A 26,970-nucleotide genomic window follows, 5' to 3' on the forward strand; every position below is an offset into this window, starting at 1 on the left:
TATTAAATAATATATTAAACCGTCATTGAAAACAACTGTGTATCGGGTTTCTTGCGTTGCAATAACAAATCGAAAGCCATACATATATTCCTAACAAATGGCTGGCCTTTTTTTGTAACTTCAATAGTTTTAGAGTTTACAATAAGTAATCCGTCACTTTCCATTTCTTTCAACCTTATAAGTGCTTCTGGAAGTTCTTTAAAGTAAAGAGAATCATTAGACCAACTCGTTTTAAACTGACACATTAAATTAAGAATATGCTTTCTTATAATTAAATCTTCTTCATTTAAAATATGACCTCTATAAACAGGCAATGTATTTTCACTTAACAACTGATAATAATCTTCTATACTTTTTTCATTTTGAGCAAAACCATACCAACTATCACTTATTGCAGACACTCCTAAACCAATCATAGCTTGTGTTTTTGAAGCAGTATAACCCATAAAGTTTCTATGTAAATTTCCCTTTTCCATAGATTGATATAAACTATCTGTTTTTAATGCAAAATGATCCATTCCTACTTCGGTATACCCAACTTCAGCCAATAATTTTTTACCTATTTCATATTGCTTTCTTTTAAGCTCTGGTGTTGGTAAATCATCATCATTAAAACCACGTTGCCCATTTCCCTTTATCCATGGTACATGCGCATAACTGTAAAACGCTAATCTATCTGGAAGCAAAGCTTTTGTTTTTAAAATGGTTTCTTCAACATGTTCTAATGTTTGAAATGGAAGTCCGAAAATAATATCATGACCAACCGATGTATAACCAATCTCTCTTGCTAATTCTGTAGCTCGCTTTACATTTTCAAAAGGTTGTATTCTATGAATGGCTTTTTGCACCGTTTTATTATAATCTTGTACACCATAACTAACACGTCTAAACCCAACATTATAAAGTGCTTCTAAATGTTTGCGCGTTGTATTATTAGGATGCCCTTCAAAACTAAACTCATATGTATCAGCTAATTCAGAATCTTTTAATAACCCTTTAATTAATTTTTCTAAATTTTCTGGACTAAAAAAAGTAGGCGTACCACCACCTAAATGCAACTCTTTAATAACTGGTTTTTCGTCAAATAATTCTAAATATAATTGCCACTCTTTTAAAACAGCATTTATATACGGACTTTCTACATTATGTTGTTTAGTTATACGCTTATTACAACCACAAAACGTACATAAACTTTCGCAATATGGTAAATGAATGTATAAACTAATACCTTCTTTTGTATTACTCTCCCTAACCGACTTTATTAATGACTGCCTCCAATTACTCAAAGAAAAAGTCTCTTGATTCCAATACGGAACCGTTGGATAACTCGTATAACGTGGCCCTGCTATATTATACTTACTAACTAATGAACTTAACATACCTAACATTTAGAATCAAAATTATAGGATTGCTAATGTTAAAAATATGATATATATCATATCGAGTATTTGCTATCCGTTCATTATTACATAACTTTACAGTAAATAAAAATTTTCTAAAAATGAAAAAATTAAGTTTTCTAGTTATTGTTTTAGCTATTAGTTTGGTAGCATGTAAAAACGAAAAAAAGAATGAGCAAAAACCTGAAGAAATAGCTCCGAAAGAAGCTTTTGTTGTTAAACCCGAAGCGACCTCTGTAAAATGGACCGCTTATAAAACCACAGAGAAGAAGCCTGTTGGTGGAGAATTTAAAATTTTAAAGTTTGAAAACAAATCGGGTGAAACTCCTCAGGAAGCTTTAAACAATTTAAGCTTTTCTATTCCTATTAGTGGCGTGTTTACAAATGATGCTACAAATACAAGAGACGCAAAAATTAAAACGTCTTTCTTTGGGGCTATGTTAGACACCGATATTTTAAAAGGTACTATTAAAGTAACTAACAACAGTTATTCAGCAAGTATTACTATGAATGGTGTTACTCACGATTTACCTTTAGAAGTTAAAATTACAGAAGGAAGACGTGTATCTATGACAGGTACAATGAACCTTAAAGACTGGGATGCATTAGGTGCTCTAGAATCTTTAAACAAAGTTTGTTTTGATTTACATAAAGGAGCAGATGGCGTTAGTAAAACATGGGAAGATGTCGCTATAGAAGTGAATACTTTTTTACGAAAAAATTAATTATTGTAAATAATAATAAAAATTTACACCAAAATTAAGCTGCTTTAACGAGCAGCTTTTTTATTTTTATAAAACTAATAAACCAAATGTATGAATCCATCAGCACCAGGTTGGATAAAAAAATTACTTAAAGAAGTCAGTAAAAATGATTCATTATTAAATTACAATGAAGCATCTTTTTATGATGATTTAAGATCATGCGGTTTTATTTATGGTAGCAACTTAGGTGTTATTGGCAACATAATAGCTAAAAATGATCTTACTGAAGAAGAACTTTGTAAAACCAATTTATTACTTGCTTTTCTACACGCACATCATCGTTCTGATAACAAAACAAAGTTTACTGATAGCATCATAGCATTTTACACTGCTATTAACGAACTTAAATTGTCCTTTTTTCACGGATTAATAGGAGGCAAAAAATCGGAAGAACAACTTGAAAAAATATTACATAAGCGTGTTCAAATTGACGATAATTTTTTAACCAAAAACTTCAACTACTTTGTAATAAACGCTTTGTTATATGTTGACATATTGGCTTATAATGAATATTTAAAAAAGGGTAATATTACTAGTGATTATATAAAAAACCTAGAAGCGGCTATTTCATCAATTTCATTAGAAGTTTTAAATTCAAAGAAAACTAAAAACCAATATGACGACAGTTTAATTAAACTATTTGAAGCATCACTAAGATATCAAAACAATAATAACACCAATTATAAGAAAGCCATAACATTGGTTAAAAACATGCAAGAGGCTCACTATATTTTAGACATTGCTTGTATGGCGTCTTGGAGCGATAGAATTATAGATGAAAACGAAAAACATTTTTTATTAAAACTAGGCTCAGACTTAAATTTAAACACCAGTCAAATAAACAAATCAATAAAAACAATTAACGATTTTTATACAGTTAACAAAGACAATATTGCGCTATTAAGTTCCAAAAACATTGTACAAAGTTTTTATAATAATTCTAGTAGAATGGTAACTAAATTAATTACCAGAAATAGCAAACGCCTATACCAAGAATTAAAAGATAGCAAAGAGCTCATGGTACTAATATCGCAATCTACTATAAGAGATTTAAATGCTGAAGAACAAAAAAAAGTACAAGAACAACTTTTAGATATATTTAAATCTATTCCTAGTCTCGCCATCTTCTTATTACCTGGTGGTGCATTATTACTACCGTTAGTTGTTAAATTTATACCCAAATTACTACCATCTGCTTTTGATGAAAACAGAATTGAAGACTAAAAAATATGTTTTCTGTTTTTTTTCTGTTAGATTTACAAAAACGCTAACCAACAACTAAAAATAACAGATGACATCTTACACAATTAGTGAAATTAACGATATTTTAAAAGGAGAATTAATAGGCAACACTAATCAGAAAATTGAAGGTCCGGAACAATTACTAAACGCTAACAGCAACCAGATTACTTTTATAGGAAGTGCTAAATATGTAAAGCATTGGGCAGACTCAAAAGCTTGTGCTGCTATAGTAAACGACAATTTAAAAATTGAAGCTGATAATAATCGTGCTATCATTAAAGTGAAAAATGCCGATTTAGCAATGGCTAAAATATTAGAATTATTCAATCCTCCTGCTCCGGTGTTTAACACCGATATTCATCCAACAGCTGTTATTCATGAAACAGCAACTATTGGTAACGGTTGTAAAATTGGTGCTAATTGTTATATTGGTAAAGATGTAGAATTAGGAAACGGCGTTGTTTTATACCCTAATGTGTGCGTTTTTGATGAAACTAGTATTGGAGATCATACCGTTGTTTGGTCTGGTACCGTAATTAGAGAACGCTGTATTATTGGTAGCCATTGTATCTTTCATACAAATGTAAGTATTGGTGCCGATGGTTTTGGATATAGACCTAGTGACGATGGTAGAGGTTTAGTTAAAATACCTCAAATAGGAAATGTTATTATTGGACATTATGTAGAAATTGGAGCAAACTCTTGTGTAGATAGAGCTAAATTCAGTTCTACTATTATTGGCGATGGTTGTAAAATTGATAACCTAGTTCAAATAGCTCATAACAGTATTATGGGACGTTCTTGTATTATGGCAGGACATAGTGGACTTGCAGGATCGGTTACCCTTGGCGATGGTGTTATTATTGGAGGAAGCGCCTCTATTAAAGACCATACTACTATTCATTCTGGAGCAACAGTTGGAGCAGGCTCTGGGGTTATGAAAGATATTCCTGCTGGAAAAACAGTTTTAGGATATCCTGCTCAAGATGCTAAAGACATGCTTAAAGAATGGGTAGCAATAAGACGTTTTATGAAAAGTCAATAAAATTAGACAGTAAACACAGTAAGTATTTTAGCTTATTGAAAATCTAAACTATATAAGTAATCAAACGGAATATATTTCAGTATTGAAATGATTTATTCTCTTTATACTTGACTACAATTAAATATAAATAAACTAAAAATTCCACAAATGGAAAAAACTTGGATAATAGCAATATTGCTTTTTTTAGTAATCACTTTTCTTTTCTGGAAGCTTACTAGTGGACATTTCAAAAAAGAATATGGTAAAAAATTGTGGAACAAATGGGGAACGAGACTTTTTTATTGGCAAGGAGCAATATACACTAGTACCGGAATTACAATTCTAATAATGTTTGTTTTAAAATGGGGTAATATTTTAACCTTTTAAAAGTCTAATTGATCGAACTGTTCTAATAATAGAAATAAATATTACCGAGTAGTTTGGTTCTTAACATAACCTACTTCTTTTTATTCTTCAACATATTTAAATACATATTCTCAACCTTAGTACGTGCCCAAGGCATTCTACGTAGAAATTTCAAACTAGATTTCACAGAAGGATTATCTGTAAAACATTTAATCTTAATATTATACCCCATATACTCCCAACCATAATGAGCTACTAAACCGTTAATAATTTGTTCTAGTTTTATACCGTGTAACGGATTATTTGGTTGAGATTCCATTTACAAGATTTTTAATTTTTACTGCTTTTTCAAAATGGTCTAGCTTATGAGTTTTTATCCACCATGTGGCAGCTTTCATAAGTAACTCTGGGTTATCATTTTTATTTGCAAAAAAAAGCATAAAAGGACAAACCTACGTTTGCTCCTTTTTGTGCTATTTTTTTATCGCAAACTTCTATAATTTTATCTTTTAAAACCTTTTGCATAATCTTAATTACGTCTATCTGTATTACGCTTTGGACGTCTCGAAGTATTCTTCTTGTTAGAATTATTATTAGAACTACGAGAACGGTTAGAGTTTCTATTTTGACGCCCTTGGCCCTGTTTTATTGGTGCTGTAGAAGCATTAGGATCGGGCTCAAAACCTTCAACTATTTCAACAGGCAATTTCATTTCAATTAGCTTTTCAATATCTCTTAAAAAAGTAGTTTCATCTGCACTTACTAAAGATAAAGCCTCTCCACTGGCTCCTGCTCTTCCTGTTCTTCCTATTCTATGCACATAATCTTCAGAAATATTTGGTAATTCAAAATTCACAACATGTGGCAATAAAGGAATATCTAGTCCACGAGCAGCAATATCGGTTGCTACTAACACACGAACACGTCCACTTTTAAAACCTGCTAATGCTTTGGTTCTAGCTCCTTGACTTTTATTTCCGTGTATGGCAGCAGCGGTAATACCGGACTTATCCATTTTTTCACAAAGCTTATTAGCTCCATGTTTGGTACGTGTAAATACTAAAACCTGTTTCCAGTTACCTTCAGAAATTAATTTAATAATTAATCCTGTTTTTAAACCTTTTGCGACTCTATATACTTTTTGAGTTATCGCTTCAACTGTTGTATTCTCTGGAGTTGCTTCAACTTGCACAGGGTGATTTAAAATACCATGTGCTAATTTCTTAATATCTTTAGAAAAGGTTGCCGAAAACATTAAATTTTGACGTTTCTCTGGCATCGATTTTATAACGCGCTCTATATCTCGTAAAAAACCCATATCTAACATTCTATCGGCTTCATCTAACACAAAAATCTCTACACGTTTAAGCGACAACAATCCTTGACTTTGTAAATCTAATAAACGCCCAGGCGTTGCTACCAAAACATCAATACCTTGACGAATAGTTGCTGCTTGTGGCTTCTGGTTAACTCCACCAAAAATAACGGCACTTCGCAAATTTAAAAACTCGCTATACTCTCTAACATTAGCATATACTTGCGCTGCTAACTCACGAGTTGGTGTTAAAATTAAGGCTCGAATAGGTCTGTATTTTGCTTTCGGATTTTCAGAAAGTAAATGTAAAAGTGGCAATGTAAAACCTGCCGTTTTCCCTGTTCCTGTTTGCGCTGATGCTAAAACATCTTTTCCTTCTAAAACTGGAGGAATCGCTTTTTCTTGAATTGGACTTGGAGTTGTGTATCCTTTTTTGCTAATAGCTTTTAGCAAGGCTTCGGATAAGCCTAAAGATTTGAATGACATATAAACTGTTTGGTAAAGCCTTTTTAGGCCAATGAGATGACAATTTATTAAGTAAACAAACCACCTCTATTTTATTAAGCTGCAAAGGTACGCTTAATTTTCTCGATGCGTTTTTATTTTATTTGTAGAATATTAAACTAACAGCTTAATATTAGCATACGAATTATTAAGAGCTTCTTTAGCTTGTTCATTATTAAGCCATTCAACTTTAGTAATCCCTTCTTCTTCTTGTGGATATAAATAACCTTTAAAACTGGTTTTCATTTCAAACCAATAGGTTACTTTTATTTTATGCCTTCCATTACGCTTAAAAATATGATAGGTCGTGTTTAATGGTTTTACTATTTCTAATCCTGAAACACCAGTTTCTTCGGTAACTTCACGAATGGCTGTTTGTTCAATAGTTTCATTACCTTCTGCTTTTCCTTTTGGTAAATCCCACTTATCATTTCTATAAATAAACAAAATCTCTTTATCATCATTAAAAGCTTTACCACCTCCTGCTATCACATTAGGTAGTTTCTTTAAAAACTTTTTCAATAACTTGTCTTCATTTTTATGAATAAGTCTAACTTCTTCTAACGACGTATTATTCAGTTCTTTTATAACTTTTCCAATATTAACGGTATCAAGCAAATAATTTTTAAAATTAGTTTCTTGTTCAACCATGGTTGTTAATACTATCGGTTTATCTCCAACAAAAACTTTATACATAATGTGTATTTAACAATTTTGTTTTGGTAAAAATATCATTTTTACTGACAAACGAGTAAATGTTGAAAAAAATATTTTTATTAATTACCAACTGTTATATAAAACTAATTTATTGTGTAATTTTGTACCTATGATTTTTAACAAAGAAACTGCCAAAAAAACTGCTGAAGTTTTATTACAAGTAAATGCGATAAAACTCAGCCCAAAAGCTCCTTTTACATGGGCTTCTGGATGGAACTCTCCAATTTATTGCGATAATCGTATTATATTATCCTATCCTCCAATTCGTAATTATGTCCGTGAAACCATGGCTAAACATATTGAAGCTCAATATGGCAAACCAGATGTTATTGCAGGTGTAGCTACTGGAGCTATAGGCATTGGTATGCTAGTTGCAGAATATTTAGGATTACCATTTATTTACGTAAGACCAGACGCTAAAGGACATGGACGCAAAAACCAAATTGAAGGTTTTATTGAAAGCGGACAAAATGTTGTAGTTGTAGAAGATTTAATTAGCACTGGAAAAAGTAGTTTAAATGCTGTAAGAGCTTTAAAAGAAGCTAATATAAAAGTAAAAGGCATGGTTGCTATTTTTACTTATGGCTTTGATGTAGCTAGTGAAAACTTTAAAAACGAAGGCGTTACATTAAACACCTTAAGCAACTATGAAAATTTATTAGAACAAGCTTTAGATACTAATTATATTTCTGAAAAAGAATTAGAAACTTTATCTGAATGGAATTCTAACCCAAGTGAATGGAATGCTATTTGATATAGTAATATAAAAAAAATTATGAATTTAGAATCTCCAAAAATAAACGTTGGTAAATCACCTCAAGAAGTCTTTGATTTTTTAGCTGATATTAAAAATTTCGAATCTTTACTGCCTGAAAACATTAGCAAATTTGAAGTCTTAGATGACGATAAATTTTTATTTGCATTAAAAGGTATGCCCGAAATTATTCTTAAAAAGAAAGAGGTTACTCCTCCTAATAAAATTGTTTTAGGTGCCGCTGGAGGAAAAATAGATTTTTCACTAGTTGGAAACATTATTGAAATTAATGACACCTCTAGCGAAGTTCAATTAGAATTTAGTGGCGACTTTAACCCAATGATGGCAATGATGATAAAAGGGCCTATCACTAAATTTATTGAAACCCTTGCTACAAGTATTCCTAAGGCTATTTAATAAAGTAGTGTTATTTCTTTAAGATCAAATTTTTCAACAATTTCATCTTCTAAAATCACTTGAAGCTTACCATATTTGGTAACACCTTTTATAAAACCAGAAAATAAAACACCTTCAGCATTTTTAAATGTTGAAGGTTTGTTTTTTCTAAACAAATTGGTTTCATATTCATTTTTTACAAAATCATATTTTCCTTGTTCTAAAAGAGAAGAATATTCTTTTGTATACTTAAGTACAAGTTGTAAAATTTCATCTAAATTATAATGTACTCCCGTAATCTTTTTTAAAGAAGAAGCCTTTGGAAGATTTTTAAATTCCGTCTGGTTTGCATTAATTCCAATACCAATAATTGTAGAGTTTAATTTATTTTTTATGACATTTTCAATCAAAATACCACAAATCTTTTTGTCTGCTGACAAAATGTCGTTAGGCCATTTTATATGTAAATCTGGAATATTTAACGTTTTAAAAGTTTTTAAAATAGCTAAAGAAATAGCCATACTAATATAGAAAGGAAATTCAACATCATACATATTTAAATCCTTAAACACACTAAACATAAGGTTCTTCCCTGTATCAGAGTCCCAAACCGTACCCATTTGCCCTCTACCTTGCGTTTGCTTTTCAGTCATAACAACTGTATAATCGGCAACTTCTGTCTCATTAATAAGTTTCCTCAAATAGTTATTTGTAGAGTCGATGGCATTAAGTTTGATTATAGGCATGTACAAGGTTATTTAGATACTATAAAATCTTATGATTATTTTAAAGTATAAAGAACTAAAAAAATAATAACTTTGCACAAATTAAATAAAATTAATGGCGAAACAAGAAATAAACGCAGATCAACTCATATCAGTTATAATTAGTGGTATAGAAGATGTTAAAGGAAAAGAAATAAATATTTTAGATTTAAGGGACATTGAAAACACAGTTTGTGATTATTTTATTGTTTGCGAAGGAACTTCAAATACACAAGTAAACGCCATAGTAAATTCAATACAGAAAAAAGTTAGTAAAGAACTTAAAGACAATCCTTGGCATACAGAAGGCTTAGATAATTCTGAATGGGTATTAATTGACTATGTTAATGTTGTAGTACACGTTTTTCAAAAACATATTAGAGAATATTACGATATTGAAAGCCTTTGGGGTGATGCAAAAACAACAGTTATAGAAACGAGCTACTAAAAAAGACACATGGCAAAAGACAAAAAAAATATAAAGGATAACAAACCTAAATTTAGCCCATACTGGATTTACGGTATTCTAATAGCGCTTTTCTTAGGGTATGAATTATTCAGTGGAGCTACCTATCAAGAAGAAAATGATATAACTCCTTCTGACTTTTTTAAGTATGCAGAAGATAATGATGTAAAAGAAGTACAAGTTATTAATAAGCATACTGCCTATGTTTATTTAACAAAAGAAGCTGAAGAAAAGGAAATACACAAGGGTACTAAACCCAAAAGTTATTTACCGAGTACTAAACCATTGCCTAATTACAAATTTGAAGTAGGTGACCTCCAAAATTTTGAAAATGATTTAAAAGCTATTGGTAAATATGATATCTATAGTTTAGAAACAGAAACCGATACTTTGGGTAATCTATTAATGGGTATTCTACCTTTTATTTTACTTATTGGTGTTTGGATTTTTATTATGCGTCGTATGTCTGGTGGTGCAGGCGGAGGTGGTGCTGGTGGCCAGATATTTAATATTGGAAAATCTAAAGCAAAACTTTTTGACCAAAACACAGAAGTAAAAACAACTTTTAAAGATGTAGCTGGTTTAGAAGGTGCTAAAGAAGAAGTACAAGAAGTTGTAGATTTCTTAAAATTCCCAGAAAAATATACAACACTTGGTGGAAAAATACCAAAAGGAGCGCTACTTGTAGGCCCTCCAGGAACTGGTAAAACATTATTAGCTAAAGCCGTTGCTGGTGAGGCTAAAGTGCCTTTCTTTTCATTATCAGGATCTGATTTTGTTGAAATGTTTGTTGGTGTAGGAGCTTCTCGTGTTAGAGATTTATTTAAACAAGCTAAAGAAAAATCACCTTCTATTATTTTTATAGATGAAATTGATGCCATTGGTCGTGCTAGAGGAAAAAATGCCATGTCTGGAAGTAATGATGAACGCGAAAACACGCTTAATCAATTATTAACTGAAATGGATGGGTTTGGCACAAATACAAATGTTATTGTAATTGCTGCCACCAATAGAGCGGATATTTTAGATAAAGCTTTAATGCGTGCAGGTCGTTTTGATAGACAAATTTTTGTTGACTTACCTAACTTAACAGAACGTAAAGCTATTTTTGAAGTACACCTTAGACCGCTTAAAAAAGCAAAAGGACTAGATGTTGATTTCTTATCTAAACAAACGCCTGGTTTTTCGGGTGCAGATATTGCCAATTTATGTAATGAAGCTGCTTTAATAGCTGCAAGAACAAATAAAAAATCTGTTGAAAAACAAGACTTCTTAGATGCTGTAGATAGAATAGTTGGAGGTTTAGAAAAACGAAGTAATTTATTTTCTGTTGAAGAGAAAAAAACAATTGCATACCACGAAGCAGGTCACGCTGTAGTAAGTTGGTTCTTAAAACATGCCGATCCTTTAGTAAAAGTAACTATTGTTCCTCGTGGAAGATCATTAGGAGCTGCTTGGTACTTACCGCAAGAAGCATATATTACAAGAAAAGACAAGTTTCTAGATGAAATATGTGTAACCATGGGTGGTAGAGCTTCAGAACAAATTATTTTTAACGAAATATCTACCGGTGCATTAGGCGATTTAGAAAGCGTTACTAAAAAAGCGAAAGCTATGGTAATGATTTACGGATTAAGCGAAAAAGTTGGAAACATTACCTATTATGATCCTGCTGGAGAAAATGGTTTTGTAAAACCGTATAGTGAAAAAACAGCGGAGCTTATTGACACAGAAATTAAAAGCATCATTGAAACACAATATCAAAGAGCTGTAGAATTATTATCCTCTAAAAAAGATTTATTAGATAAACTAGCTAATAGATTAATAGAAAGAGAAGTTATATTCAAAGACGACTTAGAAGAACTACTAGGAGTTTCTCCATTTAAAAAGAGTTCATCTAAAATAGAAAATACAGACGAAGAAGAGTAAAACACACAAAACAAAATATTAATTTTGTTAAGCTTTTAGTAAAAATCTTAAATTAACAGCATCGTTAATTTAAGATTTTTTATATTTGATAAATTCATAGAGAATTCAGTTAATAGCAGGTAACTAAATGAATCTTTTTAGAAAAATATTTGGTTCTAAATCTGATCGATTTGATGAAGAACTAAAATCAGAAGATAGAGGCAAATATATGCCAGAAATAAAACTACCAATAGACGAAAGGTTTACCATAAACTTTAAATCTAATGGAGGTAAGTTCCTCTATTGTGATAATTTAAATGAGATATTTCAAAATTTAGAAAATATCATTGTAGAAAACAATTGGGAAGAAAAAAAGGTGTTATTGTTAGATGAAAATCTTCAAAGTAGATTTAAAAAATCAGATTTAAATACTACTAGAAAAATAAGTGAGGCTACTTTTTTCTTAACAACCTGCGAAAACTTAATTGCTAATGATGGTTCTTTACTTATCTCCTCAAAACAAATCTTTGAGAAAAAGCTTCCAGAACTTCCTGTAAATTTTATTGTATTTGCAACTACTAGTCAAATTACTGAAACTATAGGTGAAGGTTTGCGAGCTATTAAATCTAATAATAGAGAAAAAATACCAACAAACATCACTACCATTAAGCACTTTAAATCTGGTGATGATAAAGATTTTCTAAGTTATGGTAGCAGTGCTAAAAACCTATACCTATTACTTTTAGAAGACCTATAAGATGAAAGAAACTCTTATTCGATCCCTTTCTGGTTTACTTTATGTTGTATTATTAATTCTCTGTTTGCAAAATAAATATGCATTAATTGCACTCTTTTTTGTTTTTGGTTTAATAAGTATTAATGAGTTTCTAAAATTAATTCAACTAAAAAGCTATATTCCTTATATCATTTATATAATTTTATTTGCTGTTTTTGGGTATTGGCAATTGATTCTAAAAACAGATAAAGGCTTAGATGAAATTACTCAAATACTTATGGTGTTTAGCATATTTGTAGAACTCTTTTTAATTAAAGATTTGTTTTCAGAAAAAAGCACACCACTTTTTAGTTCTAAACGCTTTGTACTTACAACCTTCTATTTATCTACAGCATTTGTATTTTTAATTTTAATAGCAAATTATTATGATACATACAATCCTAATATTTTATTAGGAGCTTTTATTTTAGTTTGGGTTAATGATTCTTTTGCCTATTTAGTAGGTAAAAATTTTGGCAAGCAAAAGCTTTTTGAAAAAATATCTCCCAAAAAAACTGTAGAAGGTTTTCTTGGAGGCTTACTTTTTTCATGCATTGCAAGTTATTTTATTGCTACCTTTACACTGACATTAAATTTCACAAATTGGCTTATACTAAGTATTATTATTAGTGTATTTGGAACATTAGGAGATTTAATAGAATCAAAATTTAAAAGACAAGCTAAAGTAAAAGATAGTGGCACTATTATGCCTGGTCATGGCGGTTTGTTAGACCGCTTAGATAGTATTATTTTTGCCGCACCATTTATATATTTATTTTTAAGAATTTTACACTATGTTTCATAAAGAAGGATATAAAATTATAACTATAACATTTATTTTAGTAGCTGCTTCATTTTTATTAGCAGATACTTATATCTCAATTAAATGGTTACAAATATTTGTTATGATTGCTTTGTTTGCTTTCTTAATAATTATCCTTCAGTTTTTTAGAAACCCAAAACGCCATACTATTTTAAACGACAAACATGTAGTTTCTCCAGTTGATGGTAAAGTTGTGGTTATTGAAGAAGTATTTGAAAAAGAATATTTTAAAGAAAAACGCTTACAAGTTAGTGTATTTATGTCTCCAATAAATGTTCATGTAACTCGTTACCCTATTAGCGGACATGTAATTTTTAGCAAATACCATCCCGGTAAATTTTTAGTAGCATGGCACCCTAAAGCTAGTGAAGAAAATGAGCGCACCACTGTAGTTGTAGAAAATGAAACTTACGGAAAAGTGCTTTATAGGCAAATAGCAGGAGCTTTAGCAAAACGTATTGTTAACTATGCAAAGCAAAACGATAAAGCTACCCAAGGATCTGATTCTGGTTTTATAAAATTTGGGTCTAGAGTTGATTTATTTTTACCTCTAGACACCAACATAAAAGTAACACTTAACCAAAAAGTTAGAGGTGGAGAAAGTATTATTGCAGAAGTTAATGAGTAGAGAGGCACTAGACATTGAATTTAAAGAAGCGGTGAAGCGAGTTAATGCACATACCGAGCCTTTTCCTGCCGACACCCTTTTAAAACTCTACGCTTATTACAAAAAGGCAACTAACGACTACGGAAGACCTAGAAGTAAAGAACCTATAATTAATGCTTTTAAAACAAATGCTTTATTTCAGGCTAAAAATGTTGGCGAAGATGAGGCTAAACAAAACTATATTGATTTAGTAAATAATTACTTTTTATACAGAGAGTAATAAAACACTACTTCGTCTATTCTATTTACCTCTTAATAATTCTACTCTTATTATTAAGTTGCTAGCAAGAGTTATTTCAACTAAAAAAGTATAAAATGCAGAAATCTATTTCAATATTTTTAATACTCATTTCATTATCAATTTGCAATGCTCAAGAACCTATATTTTGGCAAGTTGACAATCTTTCGAAAATTGGAGGAAACAATGTTGAAATTATTGGAAATCCTAAAGTGATAGAAACCGATATAGGTTCTGCAGTTGAATTTAATGGTATTGATGACGGCCTTATTGTAGCGAATAACCCAATGAGTGGAATTGATGCTTTTACTGTTGAAATTATTTTTAAACCTTATACTGGTGGTGGCACAGAACAACGGTTTCTTCATTATCAACAAGATGATAGTAACAGAATACTCATAGAATTACGAAACAATAATGATGATAATTGGACGCTTGATACGTTTATAAAATCTGGAAGTTCGAGTAAAGCCTTATTAGATTATTCTTTTACCCACAACTTAGATACTTGGAACCATGCAGCATTGACATATAAAGATGGTGTGATGACACATTATGTTAATGGCCAAAAAGAATTAGAAGGTAATGTAGACTACCAAGTTGTTAATTCTGGTCAAACTTCTTTAGGAGTGAGATTGAACAAAGTTTCGTGGTTTAAAGGCGCTATACATTCAGTAAAAGTGACACCTGCTGTACTTAGTCCAACAGAGTTTATGGAAATTAGTAGTTTAGGTATTAATAAAGTTGATAAAAACCAACTGATTACCAAAGTTTCACCTAATCCTATATCTTCATCCAGTCTATTAACTTATCAGTTAGATGAACCTAGAAAAGTTTCAATAAAAATAATTAATATTCTTGGGAAAGAAGTCGCAACCATTTTTAATGACTTTAAAAATATAGGATCTCACAAACTAGATATAAATAGTAATAACTTAAATTCTGGAATGTATTTCTTAGTTATTAATTCTGGGAACAAAACCTCTGTTCAAAAAATTATTATTACAAAATAGATGTAATCAGCAGCTATCATCCCCCCTTCTTCTTTTAGTATGCTTTTTGGTTATTTACGCACTTGACTTTGTCAGAAATTTTAACTAACTTCGTTTAACGTATGATATAAATCATTAAAACGATTTCATATCAACGTCATTGTCTATAATGCTTATGAAAAATTTATCATTAAAGTAACATTCTTGAAAAGGATAAATTTAAACTCTAGCACTTAACAATATAACTTATCTATATTGATTAAAGCGAGCTTGCTCTTAATTTTTTTCTATATTGATTAGGAGGCAAATTATATTTATCTTTAAAACTACTATTAAAATGAGAGGCATTCTTAAAACCACTTTCCCAACAAATGTCGTTTATATTTAAATCCGGATTTTCTAATAAAGTTTTGGCATATTCTAACCGCTTGTTATTTAACCATTTTCCAGGTGTTTGATTATAGTAGGCTTTAAAATCTCTCTTAAACGTGGATAAACTTCTACCCGAAAGTCTTGCAAACTCTTCCATAGTTAAATCTGAATAGAAGTTCTTCATCATCACATTATTTAAATCTGTTTTTTCTACTTGTTCTAGTGATAAAAAGAAGTCTGTAAGCTTTTTGTTTTTTGGATTTAAAATTATATTGCATAGTAATTCTTCAAACTTTATTAGCACCAATTCTCTTGGTATTTCATTAGTTCGATTCATGTAATTGAAAATAGACATAAATAATGATTTTAGCGATTCTTCAACATTTATAGGATAAATCTGATTCTCATTTAAATAAGACAACTTTATATTAATAGTCTCTTTATATTTTTTTATAAATCTTCTAATGAAATCTTCAGTAATAAAAAATAACAGCGTGCAATAATCTTCTTCAAAATATTGCTTTGTATTATAAACACCTTTTTTTAAAAAAATGGCCTCACCTTGTTTTAATTGATGTGTGCCTTCTATGGCAGTCCAATCTTTTTTTCCACTTATAACATAACTCAAAAAAGGTACTTCGGTCCAAACCTTAAAATTTTCTATATCAATAGGGCATTTATATTCAACAAATAAAAAGTCATCACCTACTAATCTATTATAATTAACGGGACCGCTAAAGTATTTAAATACGTCTAAAGCCATAATTCTGATTTGTATAAATATTAAAGATAAAAAAAATATTAAGTATCTGATTATCTACTTCTTAAATTTAGTAAATGGAATAAGCATTGGTGTTTTTTTCATATACGCTTTGTACTTTTCCGTAAACTCTTTACGTAAATCTCTCTCTTCAAATAATGTTCCTACAAAAAAGTAAGTTGTTAATAGTATCGCAAAAGCTAAATGAGTTCCAGACATAACTGGCGTAAACCAAAGCCCCATAATGCCACCAAAATACAAAGGATGTCTTACGTATTTATAAAACCAAGTTATCCTAAATTCTAGCTGTGTATAAGGTTTGTTTACCAATTCAAGATAGGTTTGTCTTAATCCAAATAAATCAAAATGATTGATTAAAAAAGTGCTTACAAATAAAATTATCCATCCTGTGAAGAACAGTATATACATGACATAAAATAGAGTTGTACCTTCTTGTATGGTCCAAATATTACCTCCTATAGGTTCCCAATTCCAAATTAATACAAACAATAAAATACCGGCCTGCAAGACATAAGTACTTCTTTCAATAGGTCGAGGAATTGTTTTAGTTATCCAATCTTTAAATGATTTCCTGGCCATTACAGAATGAGGGACCGCAAACATTAGCACTAATCCGAGATTTTTTAAAATTGCCCATCCTGTGGACATTTCTGAGCTTCTATCAATGGATATCTCTGGAATTAGATAACTAATAGATAAAATCCAGAACAATAATGAAGCAAACCCTATGAGATACGCTACAATAGAATACAAAAACATAATTACTTTTTTCATGATACAATAAATTAATGATTATGCAGCAAAATTATTGACATTACAAGTGTTTTGTTTTTCTATAAAGCTCAACTTTTTTGCTGTGAGGTTCATTTGTGTTTCAATTAACATACTTGGAATTAATTAACTAAATATCAATTTATTAAACTCAAAACCTATTAGATAAAAATGAACTTTAAAACAAAAAAAATGGACTTTAGCATAAATCTTATCTCTGATTATCGAGATAAATTTGTCTCGAATTTAAAAATCAAATAATTATGAAAACTAAACCGATAAAAAACGAAAAGTATACTACTTCAATTCTAGGCTTTGGATGGTATACAAAAACAAAAGATTGGAAAAATGATAAGTATAGAGCTGTATTCACTAGTAAATAATGGATACTAAAATAACTGACAATACAAATACCCAAAATAGCACAAAAGCTATTGTAATTAATCATATGGATTCGTTTTACAACAATGATATTGAAGCACTAATGTCTGACTATACCGAGGAATCCATTGTAATAACTTTGGAACAGACATTTAAAGGATTAAGAGAAATTCGTTTGTTTATTGATGAGTTAATTAGTTTTTTTCCAAAGGGAAAAACTATTTTAATATTAGATAAAATTAGTATTGAAGACGATTTAGGCTACATAGTTTGGCACGCCAAAACACCTAATTTAGATATTCCTCTAGGCTCAGGAACCTTTATTTTAAAAAATGGTAAAATTTCTCAACAAACCTTTGTAGGACAGATTGAAGAAAAATAAATTAATAGAATTTAAATAATGATAACAACAAAATTAATTGAGCAAACAGAAATTCGGAATTTAGGCATTGATTCTACCTATGAAATACTTCCCTTTCTAAAACAATTAAATCCAGATAAAGCAGAATCAATTATTAAAACTAGATTATGGGAAATGATGACTTATGATAATTATCAGCTCTTTGGGTTTTATAAATATGGCAGGCTTAAAGGAATATTAGGTGGTTGGACGTTGACAAAAATCTACTCAGGCAAGCAGTTAGAAATTGATAATTTTATTATCGATGACACCGTGCAATCTAAAGGTTATGGCAAACAATTTCTTGATTTAGTTCAAAATTGGGCTAAACAAAATAATTATCATTCTATAGAATTAGATGTTTATACCGAAAACCGTAGAGCACATAAATTTTATTACTCTAAAGGCTATGAAATTTTTGGGTATCATATGATTAAAGCTTTGTAACGTTACAGCTGATGTAATCTGTATTGGAAAGAATAAAAACTATTGTCACTTTAAATAATATAACGAGTAATTGATTAATTGTGAATAAAAGCACTATAGACAACAATGTGTATTGTTAATTACTACGTAATTCCTTCGCAGGAATTCACTCGAATTAATTAACTTCGTCGTACGTCGGAAAATCCTAACTGATTTTCCGTAACTAACCATACACAAACACGTTAAACGAACCTCCTAAAAACCTACCCCAAACTAGCCAAACTCGTTTTTAAAGTTTCAATTTTAGCTAAAGCATCGGCTTCTTTCTTACGTTCGTTTGCTATAACTTGCTCTGGTGCTCCTGCAACAAAACGCTCGTTAGATAGTTTCTTTTGTACCGATTTTAAAAAGCCTTCAGTATAATTTAACTCTTCTGTTAGTTTTTTAATTTCAGCTTCCACATCAATAGCTCCAACCATAGGAATAAAATACTCGTTAGATTTTACTCTAAAGGTTAAAGCGCCTTCAATAGCTACCGTAGTATCTACTATACTTTCAAGGTTTCCTAATTTTGCTATAACACCATTAAAAGTGGTATTCGCCTTTTCATTGTTTATTACTGAAAAACCAATAGCATCCTTAAAAGCAATATTCTTTTGTTTACGGATGTTTCTAATTCCTGAAATCACTTCCGAAGCAAATTCAAATTCAGTAATTAACGTTTCATTTATAGCTTTAGATTCTGGCCATTTAGCAACAATTAATGCTTCTTCTGGCGTTCTTTCAGAAATATACTGCCAGATATCTTCAGATAAAAATGGCATAAACGGATGCAATACTTTAAGATTATTTTCGAAAGCTTCAATTACCGATTTATATGTTTTAGCATCAATAGGTTTTTGATACGCTGGCTTGATAATTTCTAATAACCATGACGAAAAATCGTCCATGATTAACTTGTAAATAGCCATTAAAGCATCACTTAATCTGTACTTACTAAAATGATCTTCTATTTCGACTAAAGCTTTTTGAAACTTAGCTTCATACCACTCCAACCCTACTTTTGAGGTTTCTGGTTGTGGAATAGTTTCATCTATTTCCCATCCTTGAATCAATCTAAAGGCATTCCAAATTTTATTTCCAAATGCTTTTCCTTGTTGGCAAAGTGCTTCATCAAACATTAAATCGTTTCCAGCAGCAGAACTCAATAGTAAACCAACACGAACACCATCGGCACTATATTGCTCAATAAGTTTTAAAGCATCAGGAGAATTCCCTAAACTTTTACTCATTTTTCGACGTTGCTTATCACGAACCAAACCTGTTAAATATACATTATTAAACGGCTTCTCGTCTTTATACTCGTAACCTGCAATAATCATTCGGGCTACCCAAAAGAAAAGAATATCGGGTCCTGTAACTAAATCGTTTGTTGGGTAGTAATATTTTATTTCTTCGTTTTCTGGATTACGAATACCATCAAACACACTCATTGGCCATAACCAAGATGAGAACCAAGTATCTAGAGCATCTGTATCCTGACGTAAACTATCGGCTGTTAATTCTTGATTGTTAGCTGCTACTCTTGCTTTTATTACAGCTTCTTCAACATTTTTTGCAACTACAAAATCCTCTTTTCCATCACCATAGAAATATGCAGGAATTTGTTGTCCCCAAAGGAGTTGACGCGAAATATTCCAATCGCGAATATTTGTCATCCAATGACGGTAGGTATTTTCAAATTTCTTTGGAAACAATTTTATATCGGCATCTTCACCTAAAACAGCTTCAATTGCTGGTTTTACCAATTCTTCCATTTTTAAAAACCACTGATCGCTTAATCGAGGCTCTATAACAGCTTTGGTTCTTTCAGAAGTTCCTACTTTATTTATATGAGTTTCCGTTTTAACTAAAACACCAGATGCTTCTAATTCTTTAGCAACTGATTTTCTTGCCACAAAACGATCTTGACCTTCAAAATGAAGTCCAAAACTATTTAAACTAGCATCTTCATTAAAAATATCAATAACTTCTAGTTTGTGCTTATCACCTAAATTTTTATCGTTTTCGTCATGTGCAGGTGTTACTTTTAAACAACCTGTTCCAAATTCTACATCAACATATTCATCTTCAATAATAGGAATGACTCTATTACAAATTGGCACGATTGCTTTTTTTCCACGTAAGTGTACAAAACGCTCATCATTAGGATTTATACAAATTGCTGTATCTCCAAAAATAGTTTCAGGACGTGTGGTTGCTATAGTTAGCGTATCATCACTTCCTTCTATTTTATAATTTAAGTAATATAGGTTTCCTTGACGTTCTTCATGAATTACTTCTTCATCTGAAAGTGTTGTCTTTGCCTCTGGATCCCAGTTTACCATTCGGTAACCACGATAAATCAAGCCTTTTTCATGCAAATCTACAAACACTTTTATCACAGCTTCAGACATGTCAGCATCCATGGTGAACTTCGTTCTGTCCCAATCACAAGAACATCCTAGTTTTTTCAACTGTTCTAAAATAACACCTCCATACTCGTGTGTCCAATCCCAAGCGTGTGCTAAAAACTCATCACGTGTTAAGTCGTTTTTATCAATTCCTTGCTCTTTTAACTTAGCAACAACCTTCGCTTCTGTAGCAATTGAGGCATGATCTGTACCAGGTACCCAACATGCATTTTTTCCTTGTAAACGCGCACGACGAATTAATACATCCTGAATTGTATTATTAAGCATATGTCCCATGTGCAATACGCCAGTAACATTAGGCGGCGGAATGACTATAGTATAAGGCTCTCTTTCGTCTGGTGTTGAATGAAAATAATTATGTTTCATCCAGTAATCGTACCACTTACTTTCTACCTGATTTGCATCATACTTTGATGGAATTTGCATACTTTGGAATAGTTTTTGAATATTGATGAGCAAAAGTACTTATATTTCTTTTGTTGTGAAAGTTGATAACAAAGTGAAATATCAAAAACTACTTTATTTTAATATGAAGAACTATAAATCAAATGTTAAGTTTCATGTATTTCATCCAATATTTTTGCAGATGACAGCAAAAGAACCTATGTTTGACATAGAATACAACACAAAACAGGAACAAATAAGCCTTATAAAAAAGAATTAAGGTTTTTGATAAAATGATATAAACACAAAAAAATATGAAACAATTAATTACAATTTTATTTATCGGATTAATAAGTTTTAGCTTGAATGCTCAAGACAAAATAGCTAAAATTGAATTTAAATCGGAAACGATTGATTACGGAACGATTGAAAAAGGCGCTAATGGAGTTCGCGTTTTTGAATTTACAAATACGGGAGATGCCCCTTTAATTATTTCTAAAGTTACTTCTAGCTGCGGATGTACGGTTCCTAAAAAACCAGACGGTCCTATTTTACCTGGAAAATCGGGAGAGATTCAAGTTAAGTATGACACCAATAGAGTTAACCCTATTAGAAAAACAATCACTGTTATCTCTAACGCAGAAACCCCTACAGTAGCTTTAAAAATAAAAGGATTGGTAGTAGATACTAGTAAAGCAAGTGTACTTGAAAAGAAAGAAAAAAGTATTGTACAACAATAAAAGATTACAAACAGATAATTTTAAAAGGCTTAAGCATTATTGTCTAAGTCTTTTTTATTTTAAAACATCTTCTAATTGAAAATTAAAAGTTAATAATTCCCCATTTCTATCTACTCTTAATTTAATATGTTTTCCTTCCCTAGCATAAAACATATGTGTAAGCTGTTGTAAATTATAATGATATGCAGATTTTCCGTTAATTGATAAAACAACATCTCCTATCATCAAACCTACCCGCTCTGCAGGAGATCCTTTTCTTAGTTCTACAATTGTATATGATGGTTTTAAAACTAATTTATATTGTTGCTCTACAATAACACCATCACTACTTGAAGCTGCTTCACTTTCTCTAACTTCAGATTTATTCTTAAAATGCCGCCTTTCTTTCACTAATCTTTGGCCATCATATTCTAACTCAATACCACTTTTATTATAATTAAAAGCTTCATTAAAATAACTGTTCTTTTTGAGTCTAATTATTGCAAATTTATAATCTATAACAACATTAAATCGCTTTAACATATTAGCTCCTATACTTCCATTACGATCTTTAACATGTTTAGCAAACGCTACTGATAATGCTTCAGGAAAAGCTACATTAGAACCCTTTATTTCAAAACTTTTTAATAAAAAGGCATCCACTTTAGAGCGTTTACCGTAAACACTTCCGCTAAGACTATGCCCTAAAAAGTCATTAAAAAACTTATTACTTGGTATGATTCCTAAAGAATCATCTTCAAACAACCACAATGCATCACTACTTCCTGAATCAATTAATAATTTGACAGGAATCTTTTTTTCTTCAAGAACTACTTCTGCAGTAACATATGGCTTATTATTATAAAATTCTAAATTTAAATATTCGCATTTTCTGCATTTTTTATATTCAAATTTTTTGGGTTCTGTTAATCTTATATATTTCGAAGTATAATTTATTTCTACTATTAAATCTTTAAATAAATCATAACCTATTATTCCATGCACAGAAATACCTAGTCGCGAACTAAAACTAAGATTAATACCTTCTATAGCATATAATTCTTGGTTTAACTTTATAGCATCCCCTATTTTTAAAACATTATTTTTAGATTTAAAGGCTTCAATACTTTCTCCACCTCCTAAGCCACGTAAAGAAATCTTCTCTGCATTTTTTATTTTTAAAGTATCAGATACATTTAAAGAATTAAATATAAGAGGCCTACTAACGCCCGTATCTAATATAAATGATAAAGTGACCCCATTAATCTCTACAGGAAAAACAATTAAGTTATTTATTAATTTAAACTTTATTTTATCTGATTGCTTCTTATTCTGAATAGTGAATTTATGTTGAGAAAAACTCAAATTATTCACACAAAAAACTAATAATATGAGTATAAAAAGCTTTTTCATTATTCAATATTCAGTTTAAACATAATAAATTTACGAATCTTTAGAGTAGCCTTCTAATTTATAGTCATTTTTAAAAAAACTTTAAGATAATTTCTTCATATTTGCACCTAAATTAAACGCATGCCAACTATATCAAAAAAAGGGCACTTAATGCCAGAATCTCCTATACGTAAGTTAGTTCCTTTTGCTGAACAAGCTTTAAAAGAGGGTAAACATATATACCATTTAAACATTGGTCAACCAGATATTAAAACCCCTGAAATTGCTCTAGAAGCCGTAAAGAATAATGATGTAGAAATACTTTCTTATTCTAGATCGGAAGGCTCTGAAACATATAGAAAAAAACTTGCTGCTTATTACAAAAAACACAACATATTAATATCTCCAAAAGATATTATTGTAACCACAGGAGCTAGTGAAGCCCTTTATTTTTTATTTAGTAGCATTATAGATCCAGGTGATGAAGTTATTATTTCAGAACCCTTTTATGCTAATTACATAGCGTTCTCAACAGCTACTGGAGTAAAAGTAGTTCCTGCAATATGTAATATTGATGACAATTTTGCATTACCACCTGTTGAAACATTTGAAAAACTAATTACTCCTAAAACCAGAGCTATATTAATTTGTAACCCTGGAAACCCTACAGGCTATTTATATTCTGAAGAAGAAATTAAACAACTAGGTGCCATTGCTAAAAAGCATGACTTATTTTTAATTGCAGACGAAGTATATCGTGAATTTGTTTACGATGGTAACAAACATTTTTCTGTAATGCAACTCAATGGCTTAGATGAACACACCATTATAATTGACTCTGTTTCTAAACGTTACAGTATGTGTGGCGCAAGAGTTGGCTGTTTAGTAACAAAAAACAAAAGCGTAAGACAAACCGTTTTAAAATATGCCCAAGCGCGTTTAAGTCCTCCAACTTATGCTCAAATTGCTAGTGAAGCCGCTTTAGATACGCCTCAAAGCTATTTTGATGCTGTTACAAAAGAATATGTTGAAAGGCGAGATACTTTAATTACAGAATTGCAAAAAATTCAAGGTATAAAAATAGCTAAACCTAAAGGTGCTTTTTATTGTATGGTAGAATTACCTATAAAAAATTCTGATAAATTTGCACAATGGCTTTTAGAAGACTTTGACATTGATGGTGAGACTGTTATGGTAGCTCCGGCAGCAGGATTTTACTCCTCCCCTGGTATTGGTATAAACCAAATTCGCATTGCTTACGTACTTAATAAAGAGAAGCTAATAAAAGCTGTAAATATTTTAAAAGAAGCTTTAAAAGTATATAAAGACTAGTGCATATAGAACAAAACATATCTTTAAAACCATATAATACTTTTGGTATTGATGTTACGGCAGATTATTTTGTTTCAGTTTCTAGTTTAGACAGCTTAAAAAAAGCTCTATCTTTTAAAAACCATCCTAACAAACTTATTTTAGGTGGTGGCAGTAATATGCTACTTACCAAAAATCAAGACGCTTTAGTTATTCAACTAAATTTAAAAGGCATTTCTATTGTTTCTGAAGATGAAGATTTTGCCACAATTAAAGCCAGTGCTGGCGAAAATTGGCATGAATTTATTTTATGGTGTTTAAAAAATGATTTTGGAGGTCTTGAAAACATGTCTTTAATTCCTGGAAATGTAGGAACAGCTCCTATACAAAACATTGGAGCTTACGGCGTAGAATTAAAAGATCATTTTGTTTCATGCGAAGCACTATCTACAGAAACTTATAAAATAAGATCTTTTGATAAAGCTGATTGTAATTTTGGTTATAGAAATTCTATCTTTAAAAATGAAGTTAAAGGCAAATACATTATAACAAGTGTTACCTTCAAGCTTACAAAACGCAACCATAAATTGAATATTAATTATGGAGCTATTGCATCTCAACTTGAAGATTCAGGAATAAAAACGCTAACTATTCAAGATGTTTCAAAAGCAGTTATAGCTATTAGAGAAAGCAAACTACCAGACCCTAAACACATTGGTAACAGTGGTAGCTTCTTTAAAAACCCAGTAATATCAAAATCACAATTCGATATTCTATCTAAAAATTTTGAAGACATTCCTAGTTATATTGTTTCAGATGATGAAGTAAAAGTTCCTGCAGGTTGGCTTATTGAAAAAGCAGGATTTAAAGGAAAACGTTTTGGAAATTATGGAGTACATAAAAAACAAGCTTTAGTACTAGTAAATTATGGAAATGCAAAAGGTGAAGACATTTTAAATCTATCAAAATTAATACAAAAAACGGTAAAACGTCTTTTTAATATTTCTATTGAAGCAGAAGTAAACATCTTATAATCTAAAAGAAATTTCTAACTTTGATGTAATTAAGTATCATAGTTAAACATATACTAAACCAACATTATCTTGATTTCAGCTATAGAAAAAGAAATAGTTTATTTATTAGAACGTGGTGATAAAAAAGCCATAACACTGCTGTATGAAAACTACGCAGACTCGTTATTTGGTGTTATAAAAAAAATAATAAAAGACGATGATACTGCGCAAGATGTACTGCAAGAAAGTTTTGTAAAAATATGGCGTTATGCAAAAAAATACGATGCTAGCAAAGCGAAACTATTTACATGGCTTTATAGAATTGTATACAATACAGCCATAGACAAAACAAGGTCTTTAAAAAACAAAAGCGGTAAAGAAGTCCAAATAGAAACTTCAAACGTATATAAAATAACATCGAACGGTTTAAATGAAGATGTTTTAGATATTAAAAAGCATCTAAGTAGTTTAGATGAAAAATATAAAATAGTAATAAATGCACTCTTTTTTGAGGGTATGACACAACAGGAAGCCAGCGACGAATTGAATATTCCGTTGGGAACCATAAAATCGAGATTAAAAATTGGATTACGCGAATTGAAAAAAATCTATAATCCTAAATAAATAACGTCATGAATGAGAAAATAAATACTTTTTTAAATTCTGGCCTATTAGAAAAATATCTACTAGGTGAAACTACTTCTGCTGAAACAGAAATGGTTGAATCTTATATTTCAAAATACCCAGAAGTACAGAATTCGTACAATACATTACAATACAACTTAGAAATAGTTGCTAAAAGTAATGCTGTTGAAGCTCCTAAAAGCATCTTAAATAACATTTTAGATGAACTTGATGAAACGCCTGTAGTTAAAATGCAGACATCTTACAAACAAAAAACTTGGTATAAATTTAGTGTCGCAGCAAGTATTGCAGCATTAATTTTTGCTGGTACTGCGTATTCATTTTACTCACAAAACCAAAAATTATCTAGTGAAAACCAAGTGGTTGTTGATGAAATTTTTGATTTAAGAAGTGATATAGAAATGAACAACAAAAAGTTAGACGAAATTATGCAACAATTTAAAGAGCTTAATGACCCTAACACATACAAATATATTATGCAAGGTAATAACCGAGCAAAAAACTTAAAAACGGTAGCCTATATAAACCCTAAAGAAAAAACATCGATGATTGATGTGGTTTCTTTACCACAGCTCCCAGAAGAACAATGTTACCAAATTTGGGCAGAACTACAAGGTAAAATGGTTAGTTTAGGAATTTTAAGTGAAACAGACAGACAGTTAAAAGCTATTCCTTATACAGAAAACGCATTAGCTTTAAATATTACCATAGAACCTAAAGGAGGAAACTCTACAGCTTCTTTAGATCATATGGTAGCTGAAATAGACTTACAATAGAAAAAGAAAA

At 30.6% G+C, this 26,970-nt stretch carries 30 protein-coding genes; 19 read left to right on the forward strand and 11 right to left on the reverse strand.

Annotated features, from left to right (window positions below; translation table 11 throughout):
• Positions 1-14 precede the first annotated feature (14 nt).
• Positions 15-1,379, reverse strand: a complete 1,365-nt coding sequence (gene hemN / locus ACH5TX_RS07905; RefSeq protein ID WP_439338989.1) for an oxygen-independent coproporphyrinogen III oxidase — start codon at positions 1,377-1,379, stop codon at positions 15-17.
• A 122-nt stretch (positions 1,380-1,501) separates the two neighbouring features.
• On the opposite strand from hemN, the gene ACH5TX_RS07910 reads away from it, so the two are divergent.
• The 3 genes from ACH5TX_RS07910 (at position 1,502) to lpxD (ending at position 4,451) form a co-directional block, all read left to right on the forward strand.
• The gene (locus ACH5TX_RS07910) at positions 1,502-2,125 is read left to right on the forward strand and encodes a YceI family protein (RefSeq protein ID WP_439338990.1); all 624 of its coding nucleotides are present in this window, start codon (positions 1,502-1,504) and stop codon (positions 2,123-2,125) included.
• A gap of 90 nt (positions 2,126-2,215) precedes the next feature.
• On the forward strand, positions 2,216-3,388 hold the full coding sequence (locus tag ACH5TX_RS07915; RefSeq protein WP_439338991.1) for an LETM1-related biofilm-associated protein: 1,173 nt from the start codon (positions 2,216-2,218) through the stop codon (positions 3,386-3,388).
• 67 nt (positions 3,389-3,455) lie between these two features.
• Positions 3,456-4,451, forward strand: a complete 996-nt coding sequence (lpxD, locus tag ACH5TX_RS07920; protein WP_439338992.1) for a UDP-3-O-(3-hydroxymyristoyl)glucosamine N-acyltransferase — start codon at positions 3,456-3,458, stop codon at positions 4,449-4,451.
• Positions 4,452-4,887: 436 nt separating this feature from the next.
• On the opposite strand, the gene ACH5TX_RS07925 is transcribed toward lpxD, so the two are convergent.
• The 5 genes from ACH5TX_RS07925 to ACH5TX_RS07945 form a co-directional block, all read right to left on the reverse strand.
• The gene (locus ACH5TX_RS07925; protein WP_439338993.1) at positions 4,888-5,115 is read right to left on the reverse strand and encodes a VF530 family protein; all 228 of its coding nucleotides are present in this window, start codon (positions 5,113-5,115) and stop codon (positions 4,888-4,890) included.
• A complete protein-coding gene (locus ACH5TX_RS07930; RefSeq protein ID WP_439338994.1) occupies positions 5,096-5,236 on the reverse strand; it encodes a DUF6500 family protein in 141 nt (46 codons plus the stop codon). The genes ACH5TX_RS07925 and ACH5TX_RS07930 overlap by 20 nt, the downstream gene beginning before the upstream one ends.
• Entirely contained in the window at positions 5,217-5,321 is a 105-nt protein-coding gene (locus ACH5TX_RS07935) for a DUF6500 family protein (RefSeq protein WP_439338995.1), read from the reverse strand. The genes ACH5TX_RS07930 and ACH5TX_RS07935 overlap by 20 nt, the downstream gene beginning before the upstream one ends.
• Positions 5,322-5,325: 4 nt before the next feature.
• A complete protein-coding gene (locus ACH5TX_RS07940; RefSeq protein WP_439338996.1) occupies positions 5,326-6,597 on the reverse strand; it encodes a DEAD/DEAH box helicase in 1,272 nt (423 codons plus the stop codon).
• 132 nt (positions 6,598-6,729) lie between these two features.
• Positions 6,730-7,311, reverse strand: a complete 582-nt coding sequence (locus tag ACH5TX_RS07945) for an NUDIX hydrolase (protein ID WP_439338997.1) — start codon at positions 7,309-7,311, stop codon at positions 6,730-6,732.
• A gap of 130 nt (positions 7,312-7,441) precedes the next feature.
• Between ACH5TX_RS07945 and pyrE the strand changes: the two genes are divergently transcribed.
• Both pyrE and ACH5TX_RS07955 read left to right on the forward strand, forming a co-directional pair.
• Entirely contained in the window at positions 7,442-8,086 is a 645-nt protein-coding gene (gene pyrE / locus ACH5TX_RS07950) for an orotate phosphoribosyltransferase (RefSeq protein WP_439338998.1), read from the forward strand.
• Between the two features lie 21 nt (positions 8,087-8,107).
• On the forward strand, positions 8,108-8,503 hold the full coding sequence (locus ACH5TX_RS07955; RefSeq protein ID WP_439338999.1) for an SRPBCC family protein: 396 nt from the start codon (positions 8,108-8,110) through the stop codon (positions 8,501-8,503).
• Here the strand turns inward: ACH5TX_RS07955 and ACH5TX_RS07960 are convergent.
• Positions 8,500-9,228 (reverse strand): biotin--[acetyl-CoA-carboxylase] ligase, encoded by a 729-nt coding sequence (locus ACH5TX_RS07960; protein WP_439339000.1) that lies wholly within the window; start codon positions 9,226-9,228, stop codon positions 8,500-8,502. The two genes, ACH5TX_RS07955 and ACH5TX_RS07960, sit on opposite strands and share 4 nt — an antisense overlap.
• A gap of 94 nt (positions 9,229-9,322) precedes the next feature.
• Here ACH5TX_RS07960 and rsfS point away from each other — a divergent pair, with 94 nt between their 5' ends.
• The 7 genes from rsfS to ACH5TX_RS07995 all read left to right on the forward strand — a co-directional run bounded on the left by rsfS (position 9,323) and on the right by ACH5TX_RS07995 (position 15,136).
• A complete protein-coding gene (rsfS, locus tag ACH5TX_RS07965) occupies positions 9,323-9,694 on the forward strand; it encodes a ribosome silencing factor (RefSeq protein WP_439337028.1) in 372 nt (123 codons plus the stop codon).
• A 9-nt stretch (positions 9,695-9,703) separates the two neighbouring features.
• On the forward strand, positions 9,704-11,641 hold the full coding sequence (gene ftsH / locus ACH5TX_RS07970; protein WP_439339001.1) for an ATP-dependent zinc metalloprotease FtsH: 1,938 nt from the start codon (positions 9,704-9,706) through the stop codon (positions 11,639-11,641).
• Positions 11,642-11,768: 127 nt separating this feature from the next.
• Positions 11,769-12,377, forward strand: coding sequence for an LUD domain-containing protein (locus tag ACH5TX_RS07975; RefSeq protein ID WP_439339002.1), 609 nt, complete (start codon positions 11,769-11,771; stop codon positions 12,375-12,377).
• 1 nt (position 12,378) lies between these two features.
• Complete coding sequence (locus ACH5TX_RS07980) at positions 12,379-13,200, forward strand: phosphatidate cytidylyltransferase (RefSeq protein ID WP_439339003.1); 822 nt, start codon at positions 12,379-12,381, stop codon at positions 13,198-13,200.
• A complete protein-coding gene (locus tag ACH5TX_RS07985; RefSeq protein WP_439339004.1) occupies positions 13,190-13,846 on the forward strand; it encodes a phosphatidylserine decarboxylase family protein in 657 nt (218 codons plus the stop codon). Before ACH5TX_RS07980 ends, ACH5TX_RS07985 begins: the two co-directional genes overlap by 11 nt.
• Positions 13,839-14,105 (forward strand): acyl-CoA-binding protein, encoded by a 267-nt coding sequence (locus ACH5TX_RS07990; protein ID WP_439339005.1) that lies wholly within the window; start codon positions 13,839-13,841, stop codon positions 14,103-14,105. The genes ACH5TX_RS07985 and ACH5TX_RS07990 overlap by 8 nt, the downstream gene beginning before the upstream one ends.
• 95 nt (positions 14,106-14,200) lie before the next feature.
• The gene (locus ACH5TX_RS07995; RefSeq protein ID WP_439339006.1) at positions 14,201-15,136 is read left to right on the forward strand and encodes a T9SS type A sorting domain-containing protein; all 936 of its coding nucleotides are present in this window, start codon (positions 14,201-14,203) and stop codon (positions 15,134-15,136) included.
• Between the two features lie 238 nt (positions 15,137-15,374).
• Here the strand turns inward: ACH5TX_RS07995 and ACH5TX_RS08000 are convergent, their stop codons facing one another.
• The gene (locus ACH5TX_RS08000) at positions 15,375-16,250 is read right to left on the reverse strand and encodes a helix-turn-helix domain-containing protein (protein ID WP_439339007.1); all 876 of its coding nucleotides are present in this window, start codon (positions 16,248-16,250) and stop codon (positions 15,375-15,377) included.
• A 54-nt stretch (positions 16,251-16,304) separates the two neighbouring features.
• Positions 16,305-17,042, reverse strand: coding sequence for a methyltransferase family protein (locus tag ACH5TX_RS08005; RefSeq protein ID WP_439339008.1), 738 nt, complete (start codon positions 17,040-17,042; stop codon positions 16,305-16,307).
• A 379-nt stretch (positions 17,043-17,421) separates the two neighbouring features.
• On the opposite strand from ACH5TX_RS08005, the gene ACH5TX_RS08010 reads away from it, so the two are divergent.
• A complete protein-coding gene (locus tag ACH5TX_RS08010; protein ID WP_439339009.1) occupies positions 17,422-17,802 on the forward strand; it encodes a nuclear transport factor 2-like protein in 381 nt (126 codons plus the stop codon).
• An 18-nt stretch (positions 17,803-17,820) separates the two neighbouring features.
• Positions 17,821-18,267, forward strand: a complete 447-nt coding sequence (locus ACH5TX_RS08015; RefSeq protein WP_439339010.1) for a GNAT family N-acetyltransferase — start codon at positions 17,821-17,823, stop codon at positions 18,265-18,267.
• Between the two features lie 242 nt (positions 18,268-18,509).
• Here ACH5TX_RS08015 and ACH5TX_RS08020 read toward each other — a convergent pair whose 3' ends face one another.
• Positions 18,510-21,146 carry a valine--tRNA ligase gene (locus ACH5TX_RS08020; protein WP_439339011.1) on the reverse strand — a complete coding sequence of 879 codons (2,637 nt, stop codon included), beginning with the start codon at positions 21,144-21,146 and terminating at the stop codon, positions 18,510-18,512.
• 272 nt (positions 21,147-21,418) lie between these two features.
• On the opposite strand from ACH5TX_RS08020, the gene ACH5TX_RS08025 reads away from it, so the two are divergent.
• Positions 21,419-21,844, forward strand: coding sequence for a DUF1573 domain-containing protein (locus tag ACH5TX_RS08025; RefSeq protein WP_439339012.1), 426 nt, complete (start codon positions 21,419-21,421; stop codon positions 21,842-21,844).
• Positions 21,845-21,898: 54 nt separating this feature from the next.
• On the opposite strand, the gene ACH5TX_RS08030 is transcribed toward ACH5TX_RS08025, so the two are convergent.
• Positions 21,899-23,236: a retropepsin-like aspartic protease gene (locus ACH5TX_RS08030; protein WP_439339013.1), complete on the reverse strand. Its 1,338-nt coding sequence runs from the start codon at positions 23,234-23,236 to the stop codon at positions 21,899-21,901.
• Positions 23,237-23,356: 120 nt separating this feature from the next.
• Here ACH5TX_RS08030 and ACH5TX_RS08035 point away from each other — a divergent pair, with 120 nt between their 5' ends.
• From ACH5TX_RS08035 to ACH5TX_RS08050, 4 genes are all read left to right on the forward strand, one after another.
• Positions 23,357-24,547, forward strand: coding sequence for a pyridoxal phosphate-dependent aminotransferase (locus ACH5TX_RS08035; RefSeq protein WP_439339014.1), 1,191 nt, complete (start codon positions 23,357-23,359; stop codon positions 24,545-24,547).
• Complete coding sequence (murB, locus tag ACH5TX_RS08040) at positions 24,547-25,560, forward strand: UDP-N-acetylmuramate dehydrogenase (RefSeq protein ID WP_439339015.1); 1,014 nt, start codon at positions 24,547-24,549, stop codon at positions 25,558-25,560. The genes ACH5TX_RS08035 and murB overlap by 1 nt, the downstream gene beginning before the upstream one ends.
• 69 nt (positions 25,561-25,629) lie before the next feature.
• A complete protein-coding gene (locus ACH5TX_RS08045; RefSeq protein ID WP_439339016.1) occupies positions 25,630-26,163 on the forward strand; it encodes an RNA polymerase sigma factor in 534 nt (177 codons plus the stop codon).
• 8 nt (positions 26,164-26,171) lie between these two features.
• Positions 26,172-26,960 (forward strand): anti-sigma factor domain-containing protein, encoded by a 789-nt coding sequence (locus tag ACH5TX_RS08050; RefSeq protein ID WP_439339017.1) that lies wholly within the window; start codon positions 26,172-26,174, stop codon positions 26,958-26,960.
• Positions 26,961-26,970 lie beyond the last annotated feature (10 nt).

Origin of the sequence: Thalassobellus citreus, from assembly GCF_044385915.1 — a bacterium.
In the GTDB taxonomy this organism is placed as follows: domain Bacteria; phylum Bacteroidota; class Bacteroidia; order Flavobacteriales; family Flavobacteriaceae; genus Thalassobellus; species Thalassobellus citreus.